The organism is Streptomyces yatensis, assembly GCF_018069625.1.
GTDB lineage: Bacteria > Actinomycetota > Actinomycetes > Streptomycetales > Streptomycetaceae > Streptomyces > Streptomyces yatensis.
Genome location: NZ_CP072941.1, coordinates 5,055,197 through 5,067,467, shown reverse-complemented (window position 1 = coordinate 5,067,467; position 12,271 = coordinate 5,055,197). Strand labels below are relative to the sequence as shown.

The following is a 12,271-nucleotide window of genomic DNA, read 5'->3' as shown; positions in this document are numbered from 1 at the left end:
GAGCCTGCTGAGCAGCGCCCGGCTCACGTTCCCCTGGCCCAGCGCAGGAGCTCGGACCGAACTGGAAGGTGGACGTCACGATGAAGACACCTCCGATCGTCTCGCCGCAGGAGTGGGAGGCCGCGCGCCGGCAGCTGCTCGACGAGGAGAAGCGGCTCACCCGCGCCCGTGACGCGCTGGCCGCCAAGCGCCGGCGGATGCCGTGGCTGGCGGTGGAGAAGGCGTACGCGTTCGAGGGTCCCGAGGGCCGGGTGAGTCTGCTCGACCTGTTCCAGGGGCGCCGTCAGCTGATCGTCTACCGCGCCTTCTTCGAGCCCGTCGTCTACGGCTGGCCCGACCATGCCTGCCGCGGCTGCTCCATGGTCGCCGACCACGTGGGCAACCTCGCTCATCTCAACGCCCGCGACACCACCCTGGTCTTCGCCTCGCGCGCCCCGCAGCCGGAGATCGAGCAGGTGAAGGAGCGGATGGGCTGGACGATGCCCTGGTACACGATCACCGACGACTTCGACGCCGACTTCGGTGTGGACGAATGGCACGGCACGAACGCGTTCATCCGCGACGGCGACCGCGTATTCCGCACCTACTTCATCAACGCCCGCGGTGACGAGGCGCTGGGGAGCACCTGGAGCTACCTCGACATGACCGCGCTCGGGCGGCAGGAGGAGTGGGAGGACTCGCCGAAGGACTACCCCAAGACCCCGCCGTACGAATGGTGGAACTGGCACGACGCGTACGACGACGCCGCGCCGGCGCCGGAATGGGTCGCCCAGACCCGACGGGGCACCCAGGCCCAGCCGGGCTGAGCCGTGCGCCAGACTGGGTGGCATGGACGACCGCATCCGCCCCGCGACCGCGGCCGACATCGACGCGGTACGGGCCGTCACCGACGCGGCCTACCGCCCCTACGTCGCCCGGATCGGGCTGCGCCCCGCGCCGATGGACGCGGACCACGCGGCCGATATCGCGGCGGGGCGCGTCTTCGTCACCGGCGACCCGGTCGTGGGGGTGCTGGTCCTGGTGGCCGAGCCCGGCCATCTCGTCCTGGAGAGCATCGCCGTGGATCCGGGCGCGCACCGACAGGGCGTGGGCAGGCGTCTGCTCGCCTTCGCCGATCTGCACGCCCGCGCTCTCGGCCGCCCGGAGATCCGGCTCTACACCAACGCCGCCATGTGGGAGAACCAGGAGATCTACCCGAGGTACGGGTACGAGGTGACCGAGCGCCGCCAGGACGGCGCGTACGACCGGATCCACTACCGGAAGCGCGTCTCGGGGGCCACGCCCGACTAGGGTCGCGGCCGCCGCAGAAGCCCCCGCTCCATGGCCACCACCACCGCCCGCGTCCGGTCATTTACATCCAGCTTGGCGAACAGGCGCAGCAGATGCGTCTTCACCGTGGCCTCGGCGATCACCAGGCGCCGTCCGATCTCGGCGTTGGTGAGACCGTCCGCCACGGCGCCCAGGACCTCGGTCTCGCGGTCGGTCAGCGGCTCCTGAACGGGCCGGCGCAGCCGCGCGACCAGCTTCTCGGCGACCCGGGGTGCGAGCACCGTCTCGCCCCGCGCCGCCGCGTGGATGGCGTCGACGAGTTGCTCACGGGTGGTGTCCTTGAGCAGATAGCCGATGGCACCGGCTTCCACTCCGCGCTCGATCTCCGTGTCGGTGTCGTACGTCGTCAGGATCAGCACCCGCGTACGCGGATACCGGGCGACGATCTCGGCCGTCGTCGCCACCCCGTCGAGCACGGGCATCCGCAGATCGACCAGGGCCACGTCGGGGTCGTACCGCTCGACCAGATCGAGCGCCGCGCGTCCGTCGCCCGCCTCGCCGGCGATCTCGATGCTGTCCTCGGCGGCGAGCAGGGCGATCACCCCGGCCCGCATCACGGTGTGATCGTCCACCACGACGATGCGCAGACCTGCCTCGCTCATGCCTCCACCTCGCTCGCCATGGGGAGCATCGCCAGGATCCGCGTCCCGTCGCCCACCGAACTCGTCACCGTGAGCCTCCCGCCCAGCTCCGCCAGTCGCTTGCGCATGCCGTCGAGTCCGAAGCCCGTCGACTCCCCCACCCGGAACCCGGTTCCATCGTCGGTGATCTCCAGTTCCACTCCGTGCGGACGCCGCACCAGCACCACGCCGACCATGGACGCGTGTGCGTGTTTACGCACGTTGGCCAGGGACTCCTGGGTGCAGCGCAGCAGCGCGATACGGGTCTGCTGGTCGCACTCCAGGTCTGCCAGGTCGGCGTCCACCGTCAGCCCGGTGTCCTCCGCGAAGCGGTCCAGCGTACGGCGCAGCGTCAGCGCCACCGAACCGGCCGCCACCCGGCCCGGGCCCGGCTGCCCCGCCGAGCCGACCAACTCCCGCGCCTCGGCGAGGTTCTCCCGGGCGGTGGACTCGATCGACCGCAGTTGCTGGGCGCTGGTCGCCGGAGCGTGGCCGATGCCCGCCTGGGCCGCCTCCGCGAGCACGATGATCGACGCGAAACCCTGCGCGAGCGTGTCGTGGATGTCGCGTGCGATGCGTTCCCGTTCGTCCGCCGCGCCCTGCCGCTGGTGGGCCTCGGACAGCTGCGCCTGCGTGCGCTCCAACTCCTCGATCAGCCGCGCCCGTTCACTGCTCTGCGCGACGACCGAGTGCGCCCACAGGCCGATCAGCACGCCCACCGCGACCACGATCAGGGTGGACATCAGCGTCTCGCCGAAGAACTCCGCCGACCAGCCCTGCCGGACCAGACTCCCGGCCAGCGTGGCGGCGGCGGCCACCCCGAGGAACCCCATCGAGGCCCGCGGCGTGCGCCCGAACATCCAGTAGTGCGGCAGCGTCACCATGAACAGCGCCGCATAGCTGCTGCCCAGATAGGCCAGCCCGCCGAGCCCGAGCACGAGCACCGAGAGGTAGACCCGCGGACGGACGACGGGATTGCCCGGGAAGCGGTCGAGCACCGCGTAGCACAGCACCACACAGCCCAGAAGCGCGATCGCCCGGTACTTGCTGCCCCCGGCCGGAGCCGTCGTCACCAGCCCGACGGCCATCGCGGCGAACAGGACCCAGCACACGGCGTTCCACCGGCGCAGCGAGGTGGCCCAGAAGGCGTCGGCCAGGGGGTTGGCGAGAGCGGTCATACCGATCAACGTACGTCGACCACCGGCCGCCCGTCGGCCGGTTGAGCCGAGGCCGCCGCCGTTCGCCCCGCCGTCCGCGAGGGCCACCAGCTCGCCTCACCGAGCAGCAGCATCGCCGACGGCAGGACCATGATCCGGACGATGAAGGCATCGAGCAGCACGGCCGCCGCGAGGACGAAGCCGATCTGCTTCATCTCGATGATGTGCAGGAAGACGAAACTCACGAAGACGGTCGTCATCACCACCGCCGCACTCGTCACCACACTCGCCGACCTGCGGATTCCCTCGAGCACGGCCTGCCGTGTGGGCACGCCCGCGAGGACGGCCTCCCTGATCCGGCTGACCACGAACACCTGGTAGTCCATCGAGAGCCCGAAGAGGATCACGAAGAGGAACAGCGGTACGCGCGATCCGATCGACCCCGTGGAGTGGAAGTCCAACAGCCCCTCGGCCCAGGTCCCCTGGAAGACCAGGACGAGCAGCCCGAGCGCCGCCGCCGCGGACAGCAGATTCAGTACGACGCCGATCAGGCCCAGCACCACCGAGCGGAACGCGTACGTCGTCATCGCGAAGGTCACCAGCAGCAACGCCCCGAGGACCAGCGGGAGTTTGCTGTTCTGGTGAGCGGGATAGTCGGCGTACCGGGCGACGTCGCCGCTCACTCCGAACTCCGCCCCCTCGACCCGGCCGACGGTGGCGGGCAGATAGTCCTCCCGCAGGTGGTCGAGGGAGTCGTACGCCTGGTCGGAGTTGCCGAGGTACGGCACCTTCAGCTCGAGCACACTGGTCCGGTGGTCGGCGGAGGTCCGCACGCGCGAGGCACCGGCGAACAGCGGGTCGGCGTCGGCGCGCCGGGCCAGCTCGCGCAGCGCCCCGCCGACCTCGCCGGAGCGGGCGGCGTCGGCCCGTACGACGACCTGGTGGGTGACCCGCTGCTCCGGGAACGCCGCGTTGAGCCGGTCGTACACCCGCATCGCGGCGATGTCGCGGGAGTGGGTGTCCCGGCTCATCTCGGTGATCTTCAGCCCGGCCAACGGGGTGACGAGCGCGAGCAGGGCGAGAACCGAGACGCACAGGGTGGCCAGCGGATGCCGGCTCGCGGGTCGCAGCAGGGCGGCCCATACGCGGCCCCCGCTGTCGCCCCGGGTCCGGCGCGCGGGCCTTCCCCGCTCGGCACGGCGCCGCGCCCTGCGCTCCTCCCGCTGTCCGAGCTTGACCAGCAGCGCGGGCAGCGCCGTCAGCGAACTGGCCACCGCGACCAGGACGACCACGATCGTGCCGGTGGCGAGTGAGGAGAAGATGACGTCGGAGGCGAGATACAGGGTCGCGGTGGAGGCCACGACCGCGAGTCCGGAGATCACGACAGCCCGGCCGGAGGTCGCCGCGGCCATGTCCACCAGCGCCTCGGAGCTCAGCCGGCCGCCCGAGCGGGCGCGCTCCTCGCGCTCCCGCTTGAGATAGAAGAGCGTGTAGTCGACGCCGACCGCGAGGCCGATCATCAGGATGACGTTGGTGCCGACCCCGGCGTCGGGGGAGACGTGTGAGGCCACCATCGAAAGCCCGATGGCCGCCGCGATGGACGACAGCGCGAGCAGCAGCGGCACCCCCGCCATGGTCACGGATCCGAAGACGACCAACAGGGTGACCAGGGTGATGGGAAGCGTGATCTTCTCGGAGAGCGCCAGGTCGTCGCCGCGCTGCTGGTCGACTCCCTTGCTGATGGAGGGACTCCCGGTCTCCTCCAGCCGCAGCGCCGGATAGGCCGTCCCCACGGCGTCGGTCTGTCCGGCCAGGGCGTCGACCTTGTCCTTGGCGTCCCGCTCCTCGCCCTTCAGCGCCACCTCGACCATGAGGATCCGGCGATCCTGGGACAGCAGCGGATCGGCGACGCCCGCGACTTCGGGCAGCCGCTTCATCCGGGCGGTCAGGTCCCTGGCCGCGGCCTCGGCCGCGTCCCGGTCGAGGGGGCCCGACCGGGAAGAGATCAGCACCTGTTCGGCGGCCCGGCGCTCCAGACCCCCCTCCGCGGCCATCGCCTCCGCCCGCCCGGCCTCGCCGACCCGGTAGTCGGCCGTGGTCGCGCTGTGGGTGCCGACGGCACTGCCGACCCCCAGGCACAGCGCCACGAACACCAGCCAGCCGGCGATGGCCCGCCAGGGGTGCCGAGCGCTCCAGCGCGCCATGCGCACAGTGAATGAGTTCATGGCCAAAAGCGTTGCTGACCAGCGCGGTTGGCCGACAGAGGTACCCGGTTGAACTTCCCGTCCACCGATCGGTGGACGGCACAGGGCCAGGTCCCGGGAGCGGGACCCGGCCCTGGAGAGGCGCCGGGGTGGGGTCAGGCGCAGGACGTGTAGAAGTGCTTCCAGCCGTCGCCGGGCATGGCCGGCGGCTCGGCCGTGCTGCCGAACTCCCCGTACTTCCGCTGCGTCGCGTAGTCGTAGTCCCCCGGGCCGCTGCCCGCGGTCGACAGGCGTACGTCCCGATCCAGCTGCCCGTCACCGGGGTTGTTGAGGATCGCGAGGTCCGGGTAGGGGTCGTCGCCGTAGTCGGCGATGCGAAGCTGCTGGGCCTCGCCCTGGTCGCCGATGTCGGAGTGCCGGGCGTCGGCGGAGCCCAGGTCCGTCCGTGCGAGCGGGCCGGGGCGGTATTCCGCGACGCGGGCGGTCGAGGCGTCGTCCCCGTCGGCCGGCTCGACGATGTTGACGACCATGTCCAGGGTGCCGTCGTTGCGGAAGTCGGCGACCGCGGCGGTCGCGACCTCCCCCTTCTTCGCGCCGAGAAGTGCGCTGACGGCCTGCTTCCCGCCGAACGAGCCGTCCGCGGCGCCCCACTGGATGGTCATCTTGGTGCCAGTGCGCCCGGGGTTCGAGATCTTGTCCGGGTGGCCGTCGCCGTCGAGGTCGCCGATCAGCGTCGTGGCGTCGGCCAGGCAGGGGCCCGTCGCCTCGCCGACCTTGCCGGACCGGTCCGCGCCGCCCGAGGGCGACGACCCGGCCGCACTGGCCTGGTATCCGGCGATGGTCAGGGTCAGAGCGACAGCCGCGATCGGTGCGGCGATCAGACGTGACCGTTTGCGAGGCATCTGCGAACTCCTGACGTCGTTACTGCGAAGTGCGAGGGCCACCTTCCCCGGCATGTGGCCCGCCGGTTACTGGTCCGTTCCGCCGCCGAAGGGGACGGCGTCCGCCGGGGAGGTGTGCCAGTTGGTGACGACGGGCTTGTCGACGGTGATGGTGTCGACCGGCAGGGAGACCGGGTTGGCGTCCTCATTGCCGACTGCGACGATGATGCTGTCCAGTTCCTTGCCGTTGTTGTCGTTGGTGGTCTTCGGGTTCACCCCGGCATAGGCGGTGGTTCCCCCGCTCAGCGTGATCGCGGGCCCGACGGACTGCTCCGCGGGACCCGCCTCGGTGCCGTCCGACCCGAAGGCCACCGTGGGCAGCGCGGAGGGCAGCACACAGGTGATCCCCGCCTTGGCCTTCGCCATGACCAGGATGTAGCCGCCGGCCTGCGACTCCTCCCGGGTGCTCCAGGAAATGTCGTTGGCCCCGCACACCTGCCCGACCTTGCCGCGCTCGCCGTTGCCGGTGTCGGCACCGGAGCCGTCCTGGGCTCCCTTGTCCTTCGCACCGGGGGACTTGGCCGACGAGTCGGCGGCGGTGTCCTTGTCGCCCGCGGCATCGGCCGAGGCCCCGGTCGTGGCCTTGGCGGAGGCGGACGAGTCATTCGACCCGCTGCTCGTCTCGTCCGACTGGCAGGCGGTGGCGAACATCGCTGCCGTCACCAGCAGGCTGGCACCGGCGAACATACGGACCCGGGGGCGGCTGATAAGCATCGGAAGACCTTCTTCGTCATCAGTGGTGTCGTGCTCCCGGCGACGTTTCGCTCGGTGTGCCACTCACCCTGCCGGTGGCCGCTACCGTTCCCTTAGCGCTCCGCTAACGAAGCGCTGACGCGATCTCGAACCGGCTGACGCCATCTGCGGATTGCCGACCCGCCAGTACAGTGAGACGGTGACTTCTCTGCCGGAAGACCCGCCGTTACTGGTCGGCGAAGACGACCGCGACGCGGCCGTGCGGCGCGTGCAGGAGGCGTACGCCGAAGGGCACATCGCGCACGAGGACATGGACGAGCGCCTCCAGCGGGTGCTCACCGCCAAGACCCGCGGCGACCTCGCGGCGGCTCTGGCCTCGCTCCCGGAGGAGAACGCGGGCACGACGTCCACGATTGCCGCCGCCGGCGGGCGGATCAAGCGGCGCGGCGCCTGGCACGTGCCCCGGGTCCTGAAGGTCGCGTCCGCATTCGGCAGGGTGCGTCTGGACCTGTCCCGGGCGGTCATCGAGCATCCGGTCGTGGACATCGAGCTGCAACTCGGCACCGGCAGGGCCAAGATCACGGTGCCGCGGGACGCGATCGTCGATCTCGAGGGGCTGCACACCGGGTGGAAGGACACGCGCTACACGCCCCGGCGGGACTCCGGCCCCGGCGGGCCGAGGATCCGGATCTCCGGGGCCATGGGGTTCGGACGGTTGACGATCCGCCACGCGCGCCGTTCGCCCCGGTGACGGAAATCCTGACCCTCAGCCGGCTCACTGGCGATGAACCGTCCCGCCACCAGCGCTGCCCAGCTGGTGGGAACACTGAAAGGGCGGCGTCCGCGACATGGTGTCGGTGGCCGCCGCCCCTGGTGGGACGAGGTGCGGGAGAGGGCCCGCGGGCGCATCCCAGTTACTTCGGGTCGCGCCTGAACGACGCCGTCGACCAGCGGTAGCCGAGCGCGGTCAGGCCGATGGACCAGGCGAGGGCGAGCCATCCGTCGTGGCCGATTTCGGTGCCGAGCAGCAGACCGCGCAGGGTCTCGATGGCCGGGGTGAACGGCTGGTACTCGGCGATGGGCTGGAACCAGCCCGGGATCGAGTCGATCGGGATGAAGGCGCTGGAGATCAGCGGCAGCAGGATCAGCGGCATCGCGCTGTTGCTGGCGGCTTCGGCGTTCGGGCTGGCCATGCCCATGCCGACCGCGATCCAGGTGAGGGCCAGGGCGAAGAGCACCAGCAGTCCGAACGCGGCGAGCCACTCCAGGGCGGTGGCGTCCGTGGAGCGGAAGCCGATGGCCACGGCGATGGTGCCGACGAGGACCACGCTGGCGAGGGACTGCAGCACGCTGCCGATCACATGCCCGATGAGCACGGATCCGCGGTGGATGGCCATGGTGCGGAAGCGGGCCACGATCCCCTCGGACATATCGGTGGCGACGGACACCGCGGCCCCGATGACAGTGGAACCGATGGTCATCAGCAGGATGCCGGGGACGACATAGGCGATGTAGTCGGAGCGGTCGGCGCCGCTGCCGGCGATGCCCGCGCTCATCGTGTCGCCGAAGAGGTAGACGAAGAGCAGAAGCAGCATGACCGGTGTGAGCAGCAGGTTCAGCGTCAGCGACGGGTAGCGGCGGGCGTGCAGCAGGTTGCGGCGCAGCATCGTGGCCGAGTCGCGGACGGCAAGGGAGAGGGCGCTCATCGGACGTTCTCCTTGGGCTGGTCGTTCTGGGCGGGCACGGTGGAGCCGGTCAGGGCGAAGAACACGTCGTCGAGGTCGGGAGTGTGCACGGTCAGCTCGTCGGCCTCGACGCCGACCGAGTCCAGCCAGTCGAGAAGGGAGCGCAGTTCCCGCTGGCTGCCGTCGCTGGGGATCTGCAGGGACAGCGCCTCGTCGTCCCGCGTCGCCTCGCGCAGCGCGACGGTGGCGGACTGGTAGGCGGCCGGGTCGGTGAAGCGCAGCCGTACGTGCCCGCCGGGGATGAGCCGCTTCAGCTCGTCGGCGCTGCCCTCGGCGGCGATCTTGCCGTCGCTCAGCACCGCGATGCGGTCGGCGAGTTCATCGGCCTCGTCCAGGTACTGGGTGGTGAGGAAGACGGTGACGCCGTCGGAGACCAACGCGCGGATGATGCCCCACATGGTGTGGCGGCTGCGCGGGTCCAGACCGGTGGTCGGCTCGTCGAGGAAGATGATCCGCGGGCTGCCGACCAGCGTCATGGCGATGTCCAGGCGGCGCTTCATCCCGCCGGAGTAGCTGGCGGCGGGCTTCTTCGCGGCCTCGACCAGGTCGAACCGCTCCAGCAGCTCGGCGGCCACCCGCCGTCCCTCGCGCTTGGAGAGATGGTGCAGGTCCGCCATGAGGAGCATGTTCTCCTCACCGGTGATCAGCCCGTCGACGGCGGAGAACTGCCCGGTGACACCGATCGCGGCCCGCACCGCCTGCGGGTCGGCGGCGAGGTCGTGGCCGGCGACGTGCAGCTCGCCGCCGTCGGCGCTGATCAGGGTGGAGAGGATCTTGACGGCGGTGGTCTTGCCGGCGCCGTTCGGGCCGAGCAGGGAGAAGACCGTACCGGCCGGCACCGCCAGGTCGATGCCGTCGAGCACGACCTTGTCGCCGTAGGACTTGCGCAGCCCGTTCGCCGCGATGGCCAAGCTGGTCATGAGGGGTGCTCCTTCTGGAAGCCGCGGATCGGAGGTTGCGGGATCAATCGGAGGTTGCGGGGGCAGTGGCTGTGGGGTCAGAGGCTGTGGGGTCAGTGGCTGCGGGCGGCGATGTCGCCCTGGTTGGTGGTCGCATGGATCTCGAGCTCGGCGGCGCCCGCGTTCTTGAGGCGGTTGCTGACGCGGCCGTAGGAGGTACCGGCGTCCAGGGAGGCAGAGACGCCGGCGGCGGCGGTGACCGAGATGTCGCCCTGCTGGGTGCTCAGCACGACCTTGCCGCGCACGGCCTCGGCGATCCGGATGTCCCCCCTCGCGGTGCTGATCTCCGCGGGCCCGTTGAGCCTGCCGACCTCGACGTCGCCGTCGACCGCGGTGAGGCGGACACTCCCGGCCTCATCGATCTTGATCTGGCGGTACGCGCCGTCGAAGGCGATGTCGCCGAGGCGGCCGACGGCCCGGAATTCGGTGCTCGCCGCCTTCGCCTCGACCCGGGAACCGGCGGGCAGTTGGACGGTCACCTCGATGGATCCGGAGGGGCCGAGGTACTGGTTCTTCACCGGGGCCGCGATCCGCAGCGCTCCGTCGGCGTACCCGACGGTGGTCTGCTCCGCGGCCAGCACATCGCGGCTCTTCGAGGCGTTGGTGGGCCGGACCTCGACCGCGGTGTCGGTGCGATCGGCGGCGATGATCTGGACCCGCCCCGCGGGGATGTCCAGGACGGCGGCGATCGGGGCGGGGGTCTCGAACTTCGGCATCGTGCTCTCCTTGCGTCTCGTTGTTTCTGGCATGGGAAAAGCTACGTTGCGTTCATGAGTCTGGCAACGAAGTTGTTGCATAGAAAGGAGGTTGTCGCAGCTAGAAGCCCACTATTCGTTGCGATGGTCCTGAACGTAATGCAACATGCGCTCGCTCGAACGTTGCAATGGATTGCGCGTGAACGCTATGCTGGGGCATCGGACAACATGTGAAGGAGGGCGCGATGCCGGGCGGCAGGCTCACCCAGAAGGACCGTCAGCAGATCGCGCTGGGGCTGGCCGACAACCTCCCCTACGCCGAGATCGCCCGCCGTCTGGAGCGGCCGACCTCGACGGTCACGCGTGAGGTGATGCGCAACGGCGGCCCCACCGGGTACCGCGCGGACCTGGCCCACCGCGCCACCGAACGCCGCGCCCACCGGCGCAAGCCCGCCTCGTCCCGGGGGGCGGAGCCGGCCGCCCTGCCGCATGGCCGCGACCCCGAGGCCGTGGCCGAGTACGAAGAGCGGTTCACCACCGTCTTGATGCAATCGGGCCTGTCCAACAAGATGATGGCGCGGGTGATGGTCTGCCTCCTCACCACCGACTCCGGCAGCATGACCGCCGCTGAACTGGTCCAGCGCCTTCAGGTCAGCCCGGCGTCCATCTCCAAGTCGATCGCCTTCCTGGAGAGCCAGTCCCTCGTCCGCAGGGAGCGCGACGAACGCCGCCGGGAGCGGTACGTCATCGACGACAACCTCTGGTACCAGTCGATGGCCGCCAGCGTCCGCGCCCTCACCCAGCAGGTCGAGATCTCACGCCAGGGCGTCGGCATCCTCGGCCCCGGCACCCCGGCCGCCGTCCGCCTGGAAAACGTCGCGCGCTTCCTCGACTTTGTCGCCGAAAGCCTCGCCCGTGCCACGGAACAGGCCCGCGACATCCTCCACATGAACCCGGAACCGGACGCGGAACCGAACGCCGAACCGACGACCCAGGAAAGCCCTGCCGCAGCAAGCCCGGACCACGGCTAGCGGGCCTCAGGGAACTGGCCTCCGGGACACGGTTGTTGCCACGACCGGTTGTTGCCGCGAACGGGCCTCGGCATGATGGATGCGGCATGCCGCATGCCATGAATCGACGCTGCCCCTCGCCCAGGACCAGGACGGAAGCATGTCGGGAGAGATCACGCCCGCCGGGAAGCACTCCGCCCCCGGCTCATCGCCCGAGCTGCGGGCCTCTCACGCGGACCGGGACCGGGTGGCGGATGTGCTGCGCGTCGCGGCGGGGGACGGCCTGCTGACCGCGGACGAGTTGGACGAACGCCTGGAAGTCGCCCTGTCGGCGCGGACCCTGAACGAACTGGCCACGCTCACCGCCGACCTGCCGCCCGTACCGGCTGCGGTCGGCGGCATGGCGGTGGCTGAGGCCAAGGACGTAGTCCGGATCGAACAGGTCCACAGCGGCCCGATCGAGCGCGCGGGGCGCTGGGTGGTGCCGCGGAGGCTGGAGCTCGCGGTGACGTACTGCAAGGTGACGCTCGACTTCACGGACGCGGTGATCACCCACAACACCTTGCGGATCGACGTGGGCATGACGGGCAAGACCCTGAAGCTGATCACGAGGCCGGGCATCGTGGTCGACACCGATGAGCTGGGGCTGGTGCACAGCAGGGTCAAGCACCGCCAGACTCGGGCGAATCCGGATACGCCGGTCGCCCTGCGCGTGGAGTTGGTCGGCCTGAAGGCCCACGGCCGCGTGGTGGTACGCCCCCCGCGCCGGACATTCATGCAGTGGCTGCTGCGCAGGCCCCCGTCCTTCCGGGATTCGCCGGCTCTGTGACCTGCGCCTTACTGGGGCACGAGACCGCGGTCAGCGCGATCGACGACATCCGGGGCCCGATAGAGTCCCGACCATCGCGTTAGGGCTGT

13 protein-coding genes are annotated in these 12,271 nt (G+C 70.5%); 5 read left to right on the top strand and 8 right to left on the bottom strand.

Going from position 1 to position 12,271, the window contains the following annotated elements; genetic code table 11:
- Window positions 1-80: 80 nt before the first annotated feature.
- Together J8403_RS21110 and J8403_RS21105 are read left to right on the top strand one after the other, a co-directional pair.
- Window positions 81-806, top strand: a complete 726-nt coding sequence (locus J8403_RS21110; protein ID WP_211124533.1) for a DUF899 domain-containing protein — start codon at window positions 81-83, stop codon at window positions 804-806.
- 22 nt (window positions 807-828) lie between these two features.
- Entirely contained in the window at window positions 829-1,290 is a 462-nt protein-coding gene (locus J8403_RS21105; protein ID WP_211124532.1) for a GNAT family N-acetyltransferase, read from the top strand.
- Here J8403_RS21105 and J8403_RS21100 read toward each other — a convergent pair.
- The 5 genes from J8403_RS21100 to J8403_RS21080 all read right to left on the bottom strand — a co-directional run bounded on the left by J8403_RS21100 (window position 1,287) and on the right by J8403_RS21080 (window position 6,965).
- The gene (locus J8403_RS21100) at window positions 1,287-1,931 is read right to left on the bottom strand and encodes a response regulator (RefSeq protein ID WP_211124531.1); all 645 of its coding nucleotides are present in this window, start codon (window positions 1,929-1,931) and stop codon (window positions 1,287-1,289) included. The two genes, J8403_RS21105 and J8403_RS21100, sit on opposite strands and share 4 nt — an antisense overlap.
- On the bottom strand, window positions 1,928-3,127 hold the full coding sequence (locus tag J8403_RS21095; protein WP_211124530.1) for a sensor histidine kinase: 1,200 nt from the start codon (window positions 3,125-3,127) through the stop codon (window positions 1,928-1,930). The genes J8403_RS21100 and J8403_RS21095 overlap by 4 nt, the downstream gene beginning before the upstream one ends.
- 5 nt (window positions 3,128-3,132) lie before the next feature.
- Window positions 3,133-5,331 carry an MMPL family transporter gene (locus J8403_RS21090; protein WP_211124529.1) on the bottom strand — a complete coding sequence of 733 codons (2,199 nt, stop codon included), beginning with the start codon at window positions 5,329-5,331 and terminating at the stop codon, window positions 3,133-3,135.
- 134 nt (window positions 5,332-5,465) lie between these two features.
- Window positions 5,466-6,212 carry an FG-GAP repeat domain-containing protein gene (locus J8403_RS21085; RefSeq protein ID WP_211124528.1) on the bottom strand — a complete coding sequence of 249 codons (747 nt, stop codon included), beginning with the start codon at window positions 6,210-6,212 and terminating at the stop codon, window positions 5,466-5,468.
- Between the two features lie 66 nt (window positions 6,213-6,278).
- On the bottom strand, window positions 6,279-6,965 hold the full coding sequence (locus J8403_RS21080; RefSeq protein WP_211124527.1) for a DUF4232 domain-containing protein: 687 nt from the start codon (window positions 6,963-6,965) through the stop codon (window positions 6,279-6,281).
- A gap of 178 nt (window positions 6,966-7,143) precedes the next feature.
- On the opposite strand from J8403_RS21080, the gene J8403_RS21075 reads away from it, so the two are divergent.
- A complete protein-coding gene (locus J8403_RS21075) occupies window positions 7,144-7,695 on the top strand; it encodes a DUF1707 SHOCT-like domain-containing protein (RefSeq protein WP_211124526.1) in 552 nt (183 codons plus the stop codon).
- 163 nt (window positions 7,696-7,858) lie between these two features.
- Here J8403_RS21075 and J8403_RS21070 read toward each other — a convergent pair whose 3' ends face one another.
- The 3 genes from J8403_RS21070 to J8403_RS21060 all read right to left on the bottom strand — a co-directional run bounded on the left by J8403_RS21070 (window position 7,859) and on the right by J8403_RS21060 (window position 10,364).
- On the bottom strand, window positions 7,859-8,650 hold the full coding sequence (locus tag J8403_RS21070) for an ABC transporter permease (RefSeq protein WP_211124525.1): 792 nt from the start codon (window positions 8,648-8,650) through the stop codon (window positions 7,859-7,861).
- Window positions 8,647-9,609, bottom strand: a complete 963-nt coding sequence (locus J8403_RS21065) for an ATP-binding cassette domain-containing protein (RefSeq protein ID WP_211124524.1) — start codon at window positions 9,607-9,609, stop codon at window positions 8,647-8,649. The genes J8403_RS21070 and J8403_RS21065 overlap by 4 nt, the downstream gene beginning before the upstream one ends.
- A gap of 92 nt (window positions 9,610-9,701) precedes the next feature.
- Window positions 9,702-10,364, bottom strand: a complete 663-nt coding sequence (locus J8403_RS21060; protein WP_211124523.1) for a DUF4097 family beta strand repeat-containing protein — start codon at window positions 10,362-10,364, stop codon at window positions 9,702-9,704.
- A 224-nt stretch (window positions 10,365-10,588) separates the two neighbouring features.
- Here J8403_RS21060 and J8403_RS44370 point away from each other — a divergent pair, with 224 nt between their 5' ends.
- Entirely contained in the window at window positions 10,589-11,374 is a 786-nt protein-coding gene (locus tag J8403_RS44370) for a helix-turn-helix domain-containing protein (protein ID WP_211124522.1), read from the top strand.
- 139 nt (window positions 11,375-11,513) lie between these two features.
- Complete coding sequence (locus J8403_RS21050) at window positions 11,514-12,182, top strand: DUF1707 SHOCT-like domain-containing protein (RefSeq protein WP_211124521.1); 669 nt, start codon at window positions 11,514-11,516, stop codon at window positions 12,180-12,182.
- Window positions 12,183-12,271 lie beyond the last annotated feature (89 nt).